The following is a 16,741-nucleotide window of genomic DNA, read 5'->3' as shown; positions in this document are numbered from 1 at the left end:
GTTTCAGGATGAGCACGCAAGCCGCGGTGGCCCTGGTCGACTGGGGAACGAGCAATCTGCGCGTCTGGCTTGTCGATGCCGAGGCGGGCGTGCTCGGGGAACGGCAATCGCCGGAAGGCATGGGGACGCTTTCGCCGGACCGTTTCGCTGGCGTTCTGGAAAGCCATCTTGCCGCGCTCGGCGCCGCTCCCGATCTGCCGGCGGTCGTCGCCGGCATGGCGGGCGCGCGCGCCGGCTGGATCGAGGCGCCCTATGCCGAGACGCCAGCCGGCCTTATGGAGCTTCCCCGTCAGGCCGTCGCGGCGCCCGGAACCGGGCGCGACGTCAGGATCCTACCCGGCGTCTGCCAGCGCACCGCTGGTGCTGAAGACGTGATGCGCGGCGAGGAGACACAGCTTCTCGGCGCCGTTTCGAATGGTCTCACCGATGCGCTTTTCTGCCTGCCGGGCACGCATTCCAAATGGGTGTCTCTTGAGGAAGGGCGAATCAGCCGTTTCAGCACGGTCATGACCGGCGAACTCTTCCAGCTTTTCAGCCGGCAATCGATCCTGCGCCTGTCGATCGGCGAGGGCCGGGCATCCGCCGGCCACCCGGCCTTCGGCGAGGCGGTCGAGGAAGCGCTCGATCCTGACTTCAGCCTTACCACACGCCTGTTTTCAATCCGTGCCCGGGGCCTGCTTGCCGGCGCCGACGAGGCCAGTGCGGCTTCGCGCCTGTCCGGCCTGCTGCTTGGCGCGGAAATCGCCGCCATGCGGCCCCGTCTTGGTCCGGCCCAAAGCGTTCAGCTGATCGGAAGCGGTGCGTTGACAGAGCTCTATGCCGCAGCCCTTTTGCTCGCCGGTGTCCAAACCGTATCGCTCGATGGCGGAGAACTGGTCCGCAAGGGCCTGTTTGCCGCGGCGCGAGCTCTCTATCCCCAGCGCTTTCCGGAGATCGCACCATGACCACCCCCGCCATCGCCTGGCCGAACCTCAAGCGCAATCTGGTTGCCATCCTGCGTGGCATTCGGCCCGAGGAGATCGAGGGGGTGGTCGATGTTCTCGTCGAAGCCGGATTCGAGGCGATCGAGGTGCCGCTCAACTCGCCCGAACCGTTTGCCTCGATCGAGAAGGCACGGCGTCTCGCGCCCGCTTCCTGCCTGATCGGCGCAGGGACGGTGCTCGAGGTCCCGCAGGTCGACCGGCTGAACAGTGTCGGCGGCAATCTGCTGGTGACGCCCAATGTCGAGCCGGCGGTCATTCGCCGCGCCGTCGAGCACGGCATGGTCACCATGCCCGGCGTGTTCACGGCGACCGAGGCACTGCTGGCGGCCAGGTCCGGAGCGGCGGCGCTCAAGTTTTTCCCCGCCAGCGCGCTCGGGCCGCAGGGCATCGCCGCCATCCGCGCCATCCTGCCGCCGGGCCTGCCGATCGGTGCGGTCGGCGGCGTGTCGGATGCCGATTTCGCCGCCTATCTCAAGGTTGGCGTCAGCTGTTTCGGCCTCGGCTCCAGCCTTTACAAGCCGGGTGACAGCGCGGCAGCGGTGGCAGAAAAGGCAAAGCGCACGGTCGCCGCCTATGATGCCGCCGTATCGGCCTGACGGCCTCTCCCTAGGCGTCCATCCGCCGAGGGCCTCGACCGTCTCAACCTGTTGACGGCAAACCATTCAACTCCACATGCCGCGCATGCGTGCCCCGACATCGAGCCGGATCTGCCGCGCGTCACGGGCGCCGGGCGCGGAAGGCTGGGCCACCGGCCAGGCGGCCGATTCGAAGAATTGCAGCAGCGTCGCCGGGATGAAGCGGGTGCGCGCCGCATAGACATGCCGGTCCCCTTGCGCGTTCTGCCCGTGGGTGAAGAAGCGCTGCGGCACGGTGAGATGCAGGCTGTCCTTGGCCCGCGTCATCGCCACATAGAGCAATCGCCGTTCCTCCTCGATCTCCGCCGTGGTGCCGACCGCAAGATCCGAAGGAATGCAGCCGTCGACGCAGTTCAGCACGAAGACCGACTTCCATTCCTGGCCCTTGGCCGAATGGATGGTCGAGAGGATCAGATAGTCCTCGTCGAGCAGCGGCACGCCGGCCTGGTCGCTGGTGGCGTCCGGCGGATCGAGCGTCAGTTCGGTCAGGAAGCGCTCACGCGAGCCGTAGCCCGAAGCGATCTGGCCGAGCTGCACGAGGTCGGCCTTGCGGGTCTCGGCATCCTCGTGAATGCGGTCGAGATGCGGCTCGTACCATAGCCTGGCGATCTCGATCTCGCCCGGCCAGCCCGCCTGACCCTTGCCCATTGCGCTCAGCATGTCGACGAACCGGCCCCAGTCGTCGCCGGTGCGCGGTGGCGGCGGGATTTCGGCGAGTGCTGCCAGCGGATGCGGATCGGTGGCGATGGCGTCGAGGATCTTCGAGGCAGTCTGCGGACCGACGCCGGGCAGCAGCTGCATCAGCCGGAAGCCGGCCACCTTGTCGCGCGGGTTCTGGGCAAAGCGCAGCGCCGCCAAGAGATCCTTCACATGCGCCGCGTCGAGAAATTTCAGCCCGCCGAACTTGACGAAGGGGATGTTGCGCCGGGTGAGTTCGATTTCCAGCGAGCCAGAATGGCTCGACGTGCGAAACAGCACGGCCTGGTCCTTCAGCGTCAGGCCGCGCTCGCGGTTCTCCAGGATCTGCTCGACGATGTAATTCGCCTGCTCGGCCTCGTCGCGCACGCTGACCAGACGGGGCCGGTCCTCGGACTGGCGTTCGGTCCACAGGTTCTTGGTGAAGCGCTCGCGGGCAAGGTCGATCACGCCATTGGCGGCGGCAAGGATCGGCTGGGTCGAGCGGTAGTTGCGGTCGAGCGTGACGATGTCGGCCGGCGGGTCGAAGCTTGCCGGAAAGTCGAGAATGTTGCGGATCGTCGCGGCGCGGAAGGAATAGATCGACTGGGCGTCGTCGCCGACGACGGTCAGCCCGCGTCCGCCCGGCTTCATCGCCGTCAGGATGGAGGATTGAAGCCGGTTGGTGTCCTGGTATTCGTCGACCAGCACATGGTCGAACCTGCCGCCGATCTCGGCGGCAAGCTCCGGGTCGCTCACCGTCTGCGCCCAGTAGAGCAGCAGGTCGTCGTAATCGAGCACGTTCTGCGCCTGCTTGGCCTCCACATAGGCGGCAAACAGCGCCTTCAGCTCCTTCTCCCAGGTGCCGCACCAGGGATAGGCGGTTTTCAACACTTCGGTGAGGGGCGTCTCGGAATTCACCGCACGGGAATAGATGGCAAGGCAGGTGCCCTTGGTGGGAAACCGGCTTTCCATCTTCGACAGGCCGAGATCGTGCCGCATCAGGTTCATCAGGTCGGCGGAATCTTCCCGGTCGTGGATGGTGAAGGCGGGGTCGAGGCCGATCTCATAGGCATAGTCGCGCAGGATGCGGGCGCCGATGCCGTGAAAGGTACCGGCCCAGGTCAGGGCATCGGTCAGGATCGCGGCATCATTGCCCAGGATCTTGCGGCAGATCCGCTCGACGCGCCGGCTCATCTCGGTCGCGGCGCGGCGCGAAAAGGTCATCAGCAGGATGCGGCGCGGATCGGCGCCGTTTAGGATCAGATGCGCGACCCGGTGGGCAAGCGTATTGGTCTTTCCGGAACCGGCACCGGCGATGATCAGCAGCGGTCCGTCCCCGCCGGCAGCTTCCGGTCCGATGCCGTGCACCACGGCCGTGCGTTGTCTGTCGTTCAGCGTATCGAGATGCGATGCGGTCATGCGCGGGCGATGTCCCTGCTCGTTCTGCCATCCGGTTTGCACGACAATGTCCGATTTGGCAAGAACAGAGAGTGAACTCGATGAGCGTCAAGCAATGATGTCAGCAAGGAAAAACCGTGCGGTGCAAACCAGTTAGGGTTGCAGTCGGCGATTCTCGCCACACGCCGCATTTTGGACAAAACAGCGCCCAATTTGAGGAAGAGATTGCCGGTGTTGGCGTCTAGCACGCCAAGAGGGTCCGGTCTGGTGCATTGACCCCTTACCCCCAGCCCCCCAATGCTTTAGGCCGGGCCCGCCAAGCTTTCTAGGATTTAGGCTCAGTCGTCAGCAACGCCGCTCCGCGGATTGCCGCCGGCTCGCCGTGGGGTCCGCTGGATTGCAGCAAGACGGCACATCCGTCTGCCCCCTCGGAACCGATCATCTTGGCCGGCAGGACGAGTTCGAGTGCCGCTCCGTCCCACATGGCCACGGTCTGAACGTCGATGACGCTGTTCCAATAGCTGATCGTCTTGCCCATGTTCTCGCCCTTGAGCACCTCGACGGTCTGCTGCTGGCGGAAGTAGACGACCACCACGTCGGCCTTGCCGTCACCGGCGCCGATGCTGATCTCTATCTCGTCCCCCTTGCGACCGGCATGGATCGGTACGGTCAGGCCGTGTCCGCGCGCCCGTAACCCGTCCAGCCTGCCCTCGATCATCTCCGCATCCGTGCCCTTCAGGTGGTCACGACCATTGACCACCGCCTGTGGCGTGTAGACCCCGCTGCGGCCGAGGCTGCGCGCATAGGCATATTGTCGGGCGGTGTTCTCAGGCGTCGCCAGCGTGTCGGCCCAGCCGAGATAGTTCCAGTAGTCGACGTGATAGGAGAGTGCCACGACATCGCCCTTGCGGGCCAGTTTCTGCAAGGCCGCGTCGGCCGGGGGGCACGAGCTGCAGCCCTGGGAGGTGAAGAGCTCGACCACGCCCTTCGGCACCGCCGCATCGTCGGCGCGCGCGGCGGACGCGACGGCGAGCGTGCAGCAGACAGCCAGGCAGGAGGCGATCCTGAAGATCATGGCACAAACCCGTTCAATGCTTCCCGGAGGCGCCATGGGGCACCCGCGTCGGGTCGTTTTCCAACTCGCCCACAGCAATAACCCGGTACCGTGGCCGGTCAAAGTCACGATGGGGTGAGGCGCGCGTCAACGGCAGTCGGCGGTGCCCCACAAAAAAAACCGCCGGGCTGGTCGCCCGGCGGTCGTGTTGAAAGCGTCGCGGTCTTAGGCGGCGAGATCGCGCAGAACGGTCTGGAGGATGCCGCCATTGTTGACGTAGGTCACCTCGTCCAGCGTATCGATGCGGCAGATCAGCGGGATCTCCTTCACCGAACCGTCGGCATAGGTGATCTTGGCGATCTTCTTCTCGCGCGGCTTGATCTCGCCGTCGAGGCCTTCGATCGTCACGGTCTCGTCGCCCTTGAGGTTGAGCGAGGCCCAGGTGGTGCCTTCCTCGAAGCAGAACGGGATGACGCCCATGCCGACCAGGTTCGAGCGGTGGATACGCTCGAAGGACTGGGCGATGACGGCGCGCACGCCCAAGAGGTTGGTGCCCTTGGCGGCCCAGTCACGCGACGAACCATTGCCGTATTCGATGCCCGCGAAGATGACCAGCGGCGTGCCTTCGGCCTTGTACTTCATGGCGGCGTCGTAGATCGACATCTCTTCCTTGGACGGATAGTGGATGGTGTAGCCACCTTCCTTGCCGTTCGGGCCGAGCATGTGGTTGCGGATGCGGATATTGGCGAAGGTGCCGCGCATCATCACTTCATGGTTGCCGCGGCGCGTGCCGTACTGGTTGAAGTCGGCGACGCCGACGCCGTTTTCCATGAGATAGGCACCGGCCGGCGAAGCGGCCTTGATCGAACCGGCCGGGGAGATGTGGTCGGTGGTGATCTTGTCACCGAACAGGCCGAGCACGCGAGCGTTGACGATGTTCTTGACGCCGGCGCCGGTCTTGCCCATGCCGACGAAGTAGGGCGGGTTCTGGACATAGGTCGACTTGTCGTCCCAGGCATAGGTCTGGCCCGCCGGGATCTGCACGGCCTGCCAGTTGGCGTCGCCCTTGAACACGTCGGCATACTTCGATTCGTAAAGTTCGCGGGTGACGTATTTCAGGATGAATTCCTGGATCTCGTGCGAGGTCGGCCAGATGTCCTTGAGGAAGACCGGCTTGCCGTCCTGGTCTTCGCCGAGCGGCTCGGTGGTCAGGTCCTTCTGGACCGTGCCGGCGAGCGCGTAAGCGACGACCAGCGGCGGGGAAGCCAGGTAGTTGGCCTGGACGTCCGGCGAGATGCGGCCTTCAAAGTTGCGGTTGCCCGAGAGCACGCCCGCGGTGATCAGGCCCTTGTCGTTGATCGTCTTCGAGATCGGTGCAGGCAGCGGGCCGGAATTGCCGATGCAGGTGGTGCAGCCGAAGCCGACCAGGTTGAAACCGAGCGCGTCGAGGTCCTTCTGCAGGCCCGACTTGGCGAGGTATTCGCCGACGACCTGGGATCCCGGTGCAAGCGAGGTCTTCACCCACGGCTTGGACTTGAGCCCCTTGGCAACCGCGTTGCGGGCGAGAAGGCCGGCAGCGATCAGGACGCTCGGGTTCGAGGTGTTGGTGCAGGAGGTGATCGCGGCGATCGCGACGTCGCCATGGCCGATATCGAAGTTCTCGCCTTCGACAGCGTAGCGGTTCGTTAGCTGGCCCGGCTTCTTGTAGTCGTTCTCGAGGGCGATGGCGAAGTTGGAAGCGATCGTTTCGAGCGGCAGGCGGCCTTCCGGACGCTTCGGGCCGGCCATCGAGGGCACGACGTCGCCGAGGTCGAGTTCGAGCGTGTCGGTGAAGACGAGGTCGGAACCGTCATTGTCGCGCCACATCCCTTGAGCCTTCGAATAGGCTTCGACCAGCGCGATGCGGTCCTTGGTGCGACCCGACATGGTCAGGTAGTTGATGGTTTCGCCATCAACGGGGAAGAAGCCGCAGGTCGCGCCATATTCCGGGCCCATGTTGCCGATGGTTGCGCGGTCGGCGAGCGTCATCGAATCGAGGCCGGGGCCGAAGAACTCGACGAACTTCGACACGACGCCCTTCTTGCGCAGCATCTGCACGACGGTGAGCACGAGGTCGGTCGCGGTGACGCCTTCCTTGACCTTGCCGGTCAGCTTGAAGCCGATGACTTCCGGCAGAAGCATGGAGACCGGCTGGCCGAGCATGGCTGCTTCGGCTTCGATGCCGCCGACGCCCCAACCGAGAACGCCGAGACCGTTGATCATGGTGGTGTGGCTGTCGGTGCCGACGCAGGTGTCGGGATAGGCAACCGTTTCGCCGTCCTCTTCCTTGGTCCACACGGTCTGGCCGAGATATTCGAGGTTGACCTGGTGACAGATGCCGGTGCCGGGCGGAACGACGCGGAAGTTCTTGAAGGCCTGCTGGCCCCATTTCAGGAAGCGGTAGCGCTCGCCGTTGCGCTCGTATTCGAGCTCGACGTTGCGGGCAAAGGCGGTCGGCGTTCCGAATTCGTCGACGATGACCGAGTGGTCGATGACGAGGTCGACGGGAACCAGCGGGTTGATCTTTTCCGGATCGCCACCGAGCGCCTTGATGCCGTCACGCATGGCGGCGAGGTCGACGACGGCGGGAACGCCGGTGAAGTCCTGCATCAGCACGCGGGCCGGACGATAGGCGATTTCGGCTTCGGCCGTGCCCTTGTCGACGAGCCAGGCGGCAATCGCCTCGATGTCCTTCTTGGTGACCGAACGGCCGTCTTCGTTGCGCAGCAGGTTCTCGAGCAGAACCTTCATCGAATAGGGAAGCTTCGATACGCCCGTCAGGCCGTTGGCCTCGGCCTTGGGAAGGCTGTAATAGACATAGTCCTTACCGTTGACGGTAAGCGTCGAACGGCAATTGAAGCTGTCGATGGATTTGGACACGGATAAAGCCCCGCTTATTCTGATAGCCTACACTTGTCGTGCGGACGCCTATGCACTTCATGCACATCAGGATGCGGGTACGGCCATTTCCGCTGTCCGCACGTGGATGATGCTGTTGCAACCCCAGGTTCGGCACAAGGATGATATTCACGCCGACCGCTGGCGTGGTTGCAGGTCTTATAGATAATTTCTAAGAAAGGTGCCAGACCAACGAATGGCGAATTCGGACAATTTTTTGGAAGGGCGATGAGGGCATCGCCGGAAGGTTCAAACCATGCGGCTCGTAGCCGAAAACCTCGCCGCCAAACGCGGTGAAGACCTCATTTTCGTTAATGTTTCCTTTCAGTTGGCGGCCGGAGAGGCAATGGTGCTGACGGGCCGGAACGGGTCCGGCAAGTCGACGCTGCTGCGCGTCGTGGCGGGGCTGCTCAGGCCCGAGAGGGGACGTGTCGAGGCGGTGTTCCGCGACGGTCGCGAGAGCCGTCCGGCGCGCGAGGTCAGCCATTACCTCGGCCATCGCAATGCGATGAAGCAGGAGTTGACGGTCATCGAGAACCTCGCCTTCTGGCAGGCCTATCTTGGCGACTTCGAAGGTGGCGAGGGACGCTCGATCGCGGCGGCGGCCGATGCGGTCGGCCTGGGCGGCATCACCCATCTGCCCTTCGGCTATCTCTCCGCCGGCCAGCAGCGGCGTTTCGCCATGGCCAAGCTGCTCGTTGCCCATCGCCCGGTGTGGATTCTCGACGAGCCGACCGCGGCGCTCGACGCCAGCGCCGACCAGATGTTCGCCGGCCTGGTACACGAGCACCTGGCCAATGGCGGCATCGCCATCGCCGCCACCCACCAGCCACTCGGTCTCAAGGATGCGAAGACCCTGGTGATGAAGGGGTTCGAGTATCGCGAGACGGGGGAAATGGCATGACGAGGCTGGCCGGTTCCTGCGACGTTCTTTTCCTCCCCGCTTTCAAACCTGGCGATTTCCCCTCCCCAACCCCTCCCCACAAGGGGGAGGGGCTCGGCTTGCGTCGCTGCCTCCATTCGAAGCCGACGACCCAGCAGCGATATCGGCTTATCGCATCGAGACGGCCGCCGCGGATCAGCCCCTCCCCCTTGTGGGGAGGGGTTGGGGAGGGGACTTTCAATCGAATGACGGGACATACCGCATGATCGCCCTCTTCCTCCGCGACCTGAAGCTGTCCGTGCGCGCCGGAGGCGGGGCCCTGATCGGGGTGCTGTTCTTCATGACGGTGGTCGCCGTCATTCCCTTCGGCGTCGGGCCGGACCTCAACCTCCTGTCGCGCATCGGCCCGGCGATCGTCTGGATCGGGGCGCTGCTCGCAGCTTTGCTCGGCCTCGACCGGCTGTTCCAGGCGGAGCGCGATGATGGGTCGCTGGACCTCATCCTGATGCAGGAGACGCCGCTGGTGCTGACCGTCTTCGTCAAGTGCCTGGCCCATTGGGTGGCGACCAGCCTGCCGCTGGTCATCGCCTCGCCGCTGCTCGGCCTGTTCATGAACATGAACGAGGTGGCGATCGGCGCGGTGATGCTGACGCTTCTCGTTGGCTCGCCGGCGATCACCTTCATCGGGGCGGCGGGGGCTGCCGTCGCGGTCGCCTTGCCGCGTGGTGGGCTTCTGGTCTCGATCCTCGTATTGCCGCTCGCCATACCGGTGCTGATCTTCGGCGTCAGTGCGTCCTATGCGGCGGTCGAGGATCCCGCCCCATTTCTGCCGCCCTTCCTGTTTCTGATCGCCATCACACTGTTTTTCGCGGTGATCGGTCCGCTGGCCGCGGCGCTGGCGCTGCGCAGTTCCTCGGATTGACCGCGATCAATTGCAGTTCCGTGCCTCTCAGGTTAGAAGCATTCCATGAACACTATGAATCTTGCCCTTTCAAAGTTCAGTGAACTCGCCAATCCGACCCGGTTTCTGGCGCTGTCCGGTCGCATCCTGCCTTGGCTCGCGGGCCTGACGTCGCTGCTTTTCGTCGTCGGTCTCTATATGAGCTTCACCACCGAAGGCGACTACCAGCAGGGCGATACCGTGCGGATCATGTATGTGCATGTGCCGGCGGCCTGGCTGGCGATGATGTGCTATTCGGTCATGGCGATCTCGGCGATCGGCACGCTGGTCTGGCGCCATCCGCTGGCCGATGTCAGTCACAAGGCGGCGGCCCCACTTGGCGCCGCCTTCACCCTGATCTCGCTGATCACCGGTTCGCTCTGGGGTAAGCCGATGTGGGGCACCTGGTGGGTCTGGGATGCGCGGCTCACCTCGGTCTTCGTGCTCTTCCTGATGTATCTCGGCCTGATCGCGCTCAACCGCGCCATGGACGATGCCTCGAAGGCCGCCCGCCTCAGCGCCGTGCTGATCCTCGTCGGCTTCGTCAACATTCCCATCATCAAGTTTTCGGTCGAGTGGTGGAACACGCTGCATCAGCCCGCGAGCGTTATACGCATGGACGGCCCCACCATCGACCCGGAATTCCTCTGGCCGCTGCTGGTGATGGCGATCGCGTTTACCTTCCTGTTTTTCACGCTGCACCTGATGGCGATGCGCAACGAGATCTGGCGCCGCCGGATCGCAACGCAGCGCCGCATGGCGGCCCGCATGGCCGGCCAGGAGGTTTCACCGTGAGCCACGCCTTCTATATCTACTTTTCCTATGGCATCAGCGCCGTGATCGTCCTGGCGCTCATCGCCTGGGTGTGGCTGGATGGTCGGGCACGCCAGGCAGAACTGAAGGCGCTCGAGGCGGCCGGTATTCGCCGCCGCTCGGCCGCTGGAGTTTCCGGGGCGTCCGAATGAGCGAGATCGAATCAAAGCAGGGCGCCCGCCGCGGCATAGGCCGTTATCTCGTGGCCATAATCCCCTTGGCGATTTTCGCCGTCTTTGCCGGGACGGCGGGCAAGATGCTCTACGACCAGGAGGTCAACGGCAAGAACGTTTCCGACCTGCCCTCGGCACTGATCGGCACGAAGGCGCCGGCTCTTGCCATGGCCGGGCTCGACGGTTCGAACACGCCGGCCCTCACCTCCGAGGCGATCGCCGGCAAGCTGACCCTCGTCAATGTCTTCGCCTCCTGGTGCGTGCCGTGCCGGCAGGAGCACCCGATCCTCAAGGAACTGTCCAAGGATCCGCGGCTCACTGTCGTCGGCATCAACTACAAGGACAAGAACGACAACGCGCTGCGGTTCCTTGGCGAACTCGGCAATCCCTATGCTGCGATCGGCGTCGATCCGAACGGCAAGGCGGCCATCGACTGGGGCGTCTACGGCATTCCGGAAAGCTATCTCGTAGCGAGCGACGGCACGATCCTCTACAAGAAGGTCGGCCCCTTCGATCCGCAATCGCTCGAGACCGGTCTTTATCCGGCGATCGAAAAGGCCTTCGCAGGGTCGTGATTGCGTAAGGCTTACAGCGCCGCCTGCCAAGCCTTGACCGCTTCGACCGGCCAGACCAGCATCAGCACATTGAGCGTCAGGTTGTCGCGAATGACGATGGCGGTTGCGACCTCGAAGCCGATGGCGAGTGCGACCGTCAGCCAGACCGGTGCGCGGACGGCGAAGAGGAAGCCGAGCACCATGGCCACCGTATCCATCGCCGAATTGAGGATGCTGTCGCCCTGGTAGCCGATCGCCATGGTCGCGGTACGGTAGCGGTCGATGATGATCGGCGAATTTTCCAGCAGTTCCCAGGCGGCCTCGACGACGACGGCGAGTGTCAGTCGGGCGCCGAACGCGGCGCGGGGCAGGGCGACGATCGCCAGCCAGTAGAACAGGAAGCCGTGGATGATGTGCGAGGGTGTGTACCAGTCGGATATGTGCTGGGAATTGCCGGCCGTGTTGACGCCCGGCTCGAACAGCCTGACATAGCCGCATTCGCAGATCGGGATGCGGCCCATGAGGGCCAGCGTGACGATCTGCACGATCAGGAAGGCGGCCGCTGCGGCGAGCCAGAAGCGCGTGGCGCGGTCATCGGCGGTAAGGGTCACGGGACCATCGCTCATTCGCCCTTGCCCCCGTCTTTCGTCTCCGTCCCGGTGTCCAGCGAATGGCGCATGATCAGCGGCATCTGGGCGAGCGTGAACAGGATGGTGATCGGCATGGTGCCCCAGACCTTGAAATTGACCCAGACGGCATCGGAGAAATTGCGCCAGACGACTTCGTTCAGCACGGCGAGGAACAGGAAGAAGATGCCCCAGCGCAGCGTCAGCTTCTTCCAGCCCTCGGCGTCGAGCTGGAAGGCGGCGTTGAATACGTAGCCGAGCAAGGACTTACCGAAGAACAGGCCGCCGAGCAGTACCACGCCGAACAGCGTGTTGACGATGGTCGGCTTCATCTTGATGAAGGTCTCGTCCTGCAGCCAGATCGACAGCGAGCCGAACACCATGACGACGATGCCCGAGACGAAGGGCATGATCGGCAGGTGCTTGAAGACGATCTTCGAGACGATGAGCGAGACGACGGTTGCCACCATGAAGAGGGCGGTGGCGATCAGGAGCGGCCCGCCGACGGCGGTCAGGGCCGGGAAGGTCTTGGCCAGCCACTCGCCCCGCAGGTTGCCGAAGAAGAAGACCATGAGCGGCCCGATCTCCAGCGCCATCTTCAGCATGGGATGGTGGCGCTCTTCGGCGGTCGGCTTGGTATCGCTTTCGAAATTGCTCATGGCTTACGTCTTTCAGATCCGTTGTGCGGCCCGGCGTCCGGTTCAGTGGGGAAGGCCGGCGATGGCGGCCGCGAAGTCCTCGGCCTCGAAGGGTTCTAGATCGTCCACGCCCTCACCCACGCCGATGAAATAGACCGGCAGCTTGTGCTTGGCGGCGATGGCGACGAGGATGCCGCCGCGCGCCGTGCCGTCCAGCTTGGTCATGATCAGGCCATTGACGCCGGCGACATTGCGGAAGATCTCCACCTGGTTCATGGCGTTCTGTCCGGTGGTCGCATCGAGCGTCTGCAGCACGGTATGCGGCGCGTCGGGATCGAGCTTGCCGAGCACGCGGACGATCTTTTCCAGTTCCGCCATCAGTTCCGTCTTGTTCTGCAGCCGCCCGGCGGTGTCGATGATCAGCACGTCCGACTTCTCGGCCCGGGCCTTCTCGAAGGCTTCGTAGGCGAGGCCGGCCGCGTCGGCGCCGAGCTTGGTGCCGATGAAGGTCGAACCGGTGCGGTCGGCCCAGATCTTGAGCTGCTCTATCGCCGCGGCGCGGAAGGTGTCGCCGGCCGCCAGCATGACTTTCAGGCCGGAGCCGGAGAGCTTGGCGGCGAGCTTGCCGATCGTGGTGGTCTTGCCGGTGCCGTTGACGCCGACGACGAGGATGACATGCGGCTTGTGGCTGAGGTCGAGCGCCAGCGGCTTTGCCACCGGCTTCAGCACCTTGGTGATCTCGGCCGCCATGATGCGCGAGACATCCTCGCCGGTCACGTCCTTGCCGTAGCGTTCCGACGACAGGGTGCCGGTGACGCGCATGGCGGTCTCGACGCCGAGATCGGCCTGGATCAGCAGGTCCTCCAGCTCTTCCAGCGTGTCCTCGTCCAGCTTGCGCTTGGTGAAGAGCGCGGCGATCTGGCCGGTGAGCTGCGAGGAGGTGCGGGCCAGGCCCTGACGCAGGCGCTGGAACCAGGAAAGCTTGACGGCCGGGGTCTCTGGCTCCGGCTCGGGCCGGGATGCCGCGGCGGCGAAGCCCTTGGGCAGGGCGATGTCGGACTGTACCGGGGGCTCAATAGGGTTCTGGGCGGTGCGGGCTGCGATTGGATCGCCCGACGGCACATCCACTGTCGGTTGATCTACAGACGCGTTGCTTTCCCCCCCTGGCCTGCCGGCCATCCCCCCCACAGGTGGGGGGACAGCTGGGGCTGCCGCCGCGTGTTCCTGGGGCACGATTGACGACGAGCCGGAGGAATGGGGCGATATTTCTTCCGGCATTGAGGGCTTGGCCGAAGATGCGGGTGCGTTCCGGGTATCTGTCCCCCCACCTGTGGGGGGGATGGCCGGCAGGCCAGGGGGGGTGAGCTCGGCCTCCGCTTCATCCGCTGCCGGGCCGCCGGCGGTGTCGATCACTTCGGCGGCGATCGGATCGGCCGCTTCGGGCAGGGCCTCGATCGTTTCGCCGGCATCGAGCTCTTCGGCCGCATCCACGAGGCTGGCGAAGTCCGCGTTCTCCGCCGGCTTGTCGGCCGACGGCTTGTCCTTGCCGAAGGTGAAGACTTTCTTGATGAAGCCGAGCGCCATGAAGCTGTTGTCCGTTCTGTCAGGCGGCCGAGGCGGCCTGCGGTTGCATGTCGAGGTGCCGGCCGTTGTGGCCGGTGATCGTCACCGTAACGAGGCTCCGGGGGATAAGATCCGGTGCCGCGACGAGGGTGAAGTTTTCCGTATGGGCCATCCCGGTCATTTCGACAAGCACGGTCTGGCGCGTGCCGACCATGGAGGCCAGATGGCGCGCCTGCAGCCGCTCCGCGGTTTCGCGTAAGCGTGCCGCGCGCTCCTTGACGAGACGCCGGTCGAGCTGCGGCATGCGGGCGGCGGGCGTGCCGGGACGCGGGCTGTAGGGGAAGACATGCAGCTGGGCGATGCCGATCGCGTCGGCGAGGCTTGCGGAATTTTTCGCCATGTCCTCGGTCTCGGTCGGGAAGCCGGCGATCATGTCGGCGCCGAAACTGATCTGTGGGCGCAGGCGCCGGACCTGATCGGCGAAGGCAAGCGCATCGGCGCGCGAATGGCGGCGCTTCATGCGCTTCAGGATCATGTCGTCGCCATGCTGCAGCGACAGGTGCAGGTGCGGCATGAAGCGCGGCTCGTCGGCGATCAGGTCGAACAGATGGCGGTCGGCCTCGATGCCGTCGATCGAGGAGAGGCGCAGCCGGGCAATCTCGGGGATCTGCTTCAGCAGCGTCTTGGCCAGCAGGCCAAGCGTCGGGCGGCCGGGCAGGTCGGTACCGTAGCTGGTGGCGTCGACGCCGGTCAGCACCACTTCGCGGTAGCCGTTCTCGACCAGTCTGCGGGCCTGCTCGACGACGGCGCCCATCGGCACCGAGCGGGAATTGCCGCGGCCGAAGGGAATGATGCAGAAGGTGCAGCGGTGGTCGCAGCCGTTCTGCACCTGCAGGAAGGCGCGCACATGGCCGTCGATATGGCCGACCAGCTGGGGCGCGGTTTCGGTCACGCTCATGATGTCGTTGACGCGCAGCTTTTCGTCCGCCGCGACGCCGAAATCGGGAAGCCTGCGGTAGTTCTCGGCCGTCAGCTTTTCCTCGTTGCCGAGCACGGCATCGACCTCCGGCATGGCGGCAAAGCCCGCCGCATCGGTCTGGGCGGCGCAACCGGTGACGATGATGCGGGCCTTGGGGTTCTCGCGGCGGGCGCGGCGGATTGCCTGGCGGGCCTGTCGCACGGCCTCAGCTGTCACGGCGCAGGTGTTGACGAGAATGGCGTCGTCGAGGCCGGCCTTGGCCGCCTCGGCCTTCATCACTTCGGACTCGTAGGTGTTGAGCCGGCAGCCGAAGGTGATGACGTCGATGCCGCTCACGAAGCCTGGGCTCCAGCCGCGGTGGCCGGATCGCGCTCGAAGGCGCCGGTGGACGGGTCGAGCCGGCCGGACCATTCCCATTCGGCGGGGCCGGTCATGACGACGCGGTCATTGTGCTCGCGCCATTCGATGGTCAGCGGCTGGCGGCTCGGGCTCGAGGCGACGTCGATCGTCACCTTGCGACCGGTGCGTCCGGTGCGGGCCGCCGAGACGCCGGCGGCGCAGGCGGCCGAGCCGCAGGCGAGCGTCAGCCCGGCGCCGCGCTCCCAGGTGCGGGTGCGAAGCGTGTCCTTGCCCGTCACCTGGGCGAGCGTGATATTGGCCTTTTCCGGAAACATCGGATGGTTCTCCAGCAGCGGGCCGAAGCGTTCCAGTTCGTAATCCATCGGGTCGCGGTCGACCCAGAAGATGGCGTGCGGATTGCCCATCGAAGCCACCGAGGGCGAATGCAGGATCGGGGCGTCGATCGGGCCGATCTGCAGCTCGATGCGGCTGGTGTCGTGGAATTCTTCCGACAGCGGAATGCGGTTCCATTCGAAGACGGGCTTGCCCATGTCGACCGAGATCAGGCCGTCCTCGTGTTCGATGGCGTTGAGGATGCCGGCGACGGTCTGGAAGGTGAAAGTCTTGCGGCCGGTCTCGGCCGACAGCGCCTGCACGACGCAGCGCGTGCCGTTGCCGCAGGCCTGGGCGAGCGTACCGTCGCAGTTGATGATGTCGATCCAGGCATCGGTGCCCTCGACCTTCGGATCGTGGATCGCCATGATCTGGTCGAAGGCGGTCATCGGATCGGCGGCGAGCGCGATCGCGGCCTGTGGCGTCACCTTGTCCTTGCGGCCGCGCATGTCGACGACGAGGATCTTGTTGCCAAGCCCGTTCATCTTCGCGAATTCGACCATGTCTGCCATTTGACCATTCCTCGATGCCTGCGGCTTATATGGCGGAAACTGCCGGAAATTACCAGTCCGCGGGGATGGGCGATGCGGTGGGCAGGCGAGGGTGGCGTGCGATCTCCCCCCCTCAAGGGGGAGATCGAACTGGGGCATCCGTCTTGCCCAGCCGGAAACCCCGGCCGGGCCTCATGCCCTCCGGTTCCGCTGTCATTCCTTTTGCCCGGACCAGATCCGAGCGGACGGGGCGCCTCTGGCTGCCGCGTAAGGTAAAAAAATCAAATGACACCCGAAGGCGCCCCGTTCGGCGGTTTTTGCCCCGCGACTTCGGCCTCTCTGCGGCGCCGGCCCTTGCCGGGGATTTCCAGGCGGGCCCGGTTCTGATTTGAACCGGCGGACGCCCGCACACCCTCGACAACCCGGTCTTACCACCATGCCACGCCACACAGGCGCTCCCGGCGCGCTGTCAGGGCCGGCAAGGTCTCGGGCCGTCCAAAGCCCTCATCCTTGCCCCCACGTCGCCAGGGGGAGACCATTTTCCGCGGACCCGGAGTCTGGGTTCTTGCGTCTCTCCCCCAAACCCCGCGCCGGCCCCGCCTCGCCACAACGCCTTGTGGTGTATCCGCGACGGAACGGGGTCAGTTTAGGGCTGGTGTGCGAG

Annotated in this window: 15 protein-coding genes; 7 read left to right on the top strand and 8 right to left on the bottom strand. The window is 65.0% G+C overall.

Features of this window, described 5'->3' with window-relative positions; translation table 11 throughout:
* Positions 1-8: 8 nt before the first annotated feature.
* Complete coding sequence (locus RHIZ70P_RS15515) at positions 9-944, top strand: 2-dehydro-3-deoxygalactonokinase (RefSeq protein WP_115671389.1); 936 nt, start codon at positions 9-11, stop codon at positions 942-944.
* Positions 941-1,579 carry a 2-dehydro-3-deoxy-6-phosphogalactonate aldolase gene (locus RHIZ70P_RS15510; protein WP_115671388.1) on the top strand — a complete coding sequence of 213 codons (639 nt, stop codon included), beginning with the start codon at positions 941-943 and terminating at the stop codon, positions 1,577-1,579. The genes RHIZ70P_RS15515 and RHIZ70P_RS15510 overlap by 4 nt, the downstream gene beginning before the upstream one ends.
* Before the next feature lie 66 nt (positions 1,580-1,645).
* On the opposite strand, the gene RHIZ70P_RS15505 is transcribed toward RHIZ70P_RS15510, so the two are convergent.
* The 3 genes from RHIZ70P_RS15505 to acnA all read right to left on the bottom strand — a co-directional run bounded on the left by RHIZ70P_RS15505 (position 1,646) and on the right by acnA (position 7,667).
* Positions 1,646-3,715 carry an ATP-dependent helicase gene (locus tag RHIZ70P_RS15505; protein WP_115671387.1) on the bottom strand — a complete coding sequence of 690 codons (2,070 nt, stop codon included), beginning with the start codon at positions 3,713-3,715 and terminating at the stop codon, positions 1,646-1,648.
* 304 nt (positions 3,716-4,019) lie between these two features.
* Entirely contained in the window at positions 4,020-4,769 is a 750-nt protein-coding gene (locus RHIZ70P_RS15500; RefSeq protein WP_115671386.1) for a DUF1223 domain-containing protein, read from the bottom strand.
* Between the two features lie 204 nt (positions 4,770-4,973).
* The gene (gene acnA / locus RHIZ70P_RS15495) at positions 4,974-7,667 is read right to left on the bottom strand and encodes an aconitate hydratase AcnA (RefSeq protein WP_115671385.1); all 2,694 of its coding nucleotides are present in this window, start codon (positions 7,665-7,667) and stop codon (positions 4,974-4,976) included.
* A gap of 274 nt (positions 7,668-7,941) precedes the next feature.
* On the opposite strand from acnA, the gene ccmA reads away from it, so the two are divergent.
* From ccmA to RHIZ70P_RS15470, 5 genes are all read left to right on the top strand, one after another.
* On the top strand, positions 7,942-8,589 hold the full coding sequence (ccmA, locus tag RHIZ70P_RS15490; protein WP_115671384.1) for a heme ABC exporter ATP-binding protein CcmA: 648 nt from the start codon (positions 7,942-7,944) through the stop codon (positions 8,587-8,589).
* A 241-nt stretch (positions 8,590-8,830) separates the two neighbouring features.
* The gene (gene ccmB / locus RHIZ70P_RS15485) at positions 8,831-9,490 is read left to right on the top strand and encodes a heme exporter protein CcmB (RefSeq protein WP_115671383.1); all 660 of its coding nucleotides are present in this window, start codon (positions 8,831-8,833) and stop codon (positions 9,488-9,490) included.
* A gap of 45 nt (positions 9,491-9,535) precedes the next feature.
* Complete coding sequence (locus RHIZ70P_RS15480) at positions 9,536-10,303, top strand: heme ABC transporter permease (protein ID WP_115671382.1); 768 nt, start codon at positions 9,536-9,538, stop codon at positions 10,301-10,303.
* Positions 10,300-10,473 (top strand): heme exporter protein CcmD, encoded by a 174-nt coding sequence (gene ccmD / locus RHIZ70P_RS15475; RefSeq protein ID WP_115671381.1) that lies wholly within the window; start codon positions 10,300-10,302, stop codon positions 10,471-10,473. The genes RHIZ70P_RS15480 and ccmD overlap by 4 nt, the downstream gene beginning before the upstream one ends.
* Complete coding sequence (locus RHIZ70P_RS15470) at positions 10,470-11,069, top strand: DsbE family thiol:disulfide interchange protein (protein ID WP_115671380.1); 600 nt, start codon at positions 10,470-10,472, stop codon at positions 11,067-11,069. The genes ccmD and RHIZ70P_RS15470 overlap by 4 nt, the downstream gene beginning before the upstream one ends.
* An 11-nt stretch (positions 11,070-11,080) precedes the next feature.
* Here the strand turns inward: RHIZ70P_RS15470 and RHIZ70P_RS15465 are convergent, their stop codons facing one another.
* The 5 genes from RHIZ70P_RS15465 to dapF are packed head-to-tail and all read right to left on the bottom strand — an operon-like array spanning position 11,081 to position 16,098.
* Entirely contained in the window at positions 11,081-11,674 is a 594-nt protein-coding gene (locus tag RHIZ70P_RS15465; protein ID WP_115671379.1) for a DUF2585 domain-containing protein, read from the bottom strand.
* Positions 11,671-12,333 (bottom strand): septation protein A, encoded by a 663-nt coding sequence (locus RHIZ70P_RS15460; protein ID WP_115671378.1) that lies wholly within the window; start codon positions 12,331-12,333, stop codon positions 11,671-11,673. Before RHIZ70P_RS15460 ends, RHIZ70P_RS15465 begins: the two co-directional genes overlap by 4 nt.
* Positions 12,334-12,375: 42 nt before the next feature.
* On the bottom strand, positions 12,376-13,896 hold the full coding sequence (ftsY, locus tag RHIZ70P_RS15455; protein ID WP_115671377.1) for a signal recognition particle-docking protein FtsY: 1,521 nt from the start codon (positions 13,894-13,896) through the stop codon (positions 12,376-12,378).
* Between the two features lie 19 nt (positions 13,897-13,915).
* Entirely contained in the window at positions 13,916-15,190 is a 1,275-nt protein-coding gene (gene mtaB, locus RHIZ70P_RS15450; protein WP_115671376.1) for a tRNA (N(6)-L-threonylcarbamoyladenosine(37)-C(2))-methylthiotransferase MtaB, read from the bottom strand.
* Positions 15,187-16,098, bottom strand: coding sequence for a diaminopimelate epimerase (gene dapF / locus RHIZ70P_RS15445; RefSeq protein ID WP_115671375.1), 912 nt, complete (start codon positions 16,096-16,098; stop codon positions 15,187-15,189). Before dapF ends, mtaB begins: the two co-directional genes overlap by 4 nt.
* Between the last annotated feature and the right edge of the window lie 643 nt (positions 16,099-16,741).

Origin of the sequence: Paenirhizobium selenitireducens ATCC BAA-1503, from assembly GCF_900492185.1 — a bacterium.
GTDB lineage: Bacteria > Pseudomonadota > Alphaproteobacteria > Rhizobiales > Rhizobiaceae > Allorhizobium > Allorhizobium selenitireducens_A.
This window is presented reverse-complemented; position numbering and strand designations above follow the sequence as displayed.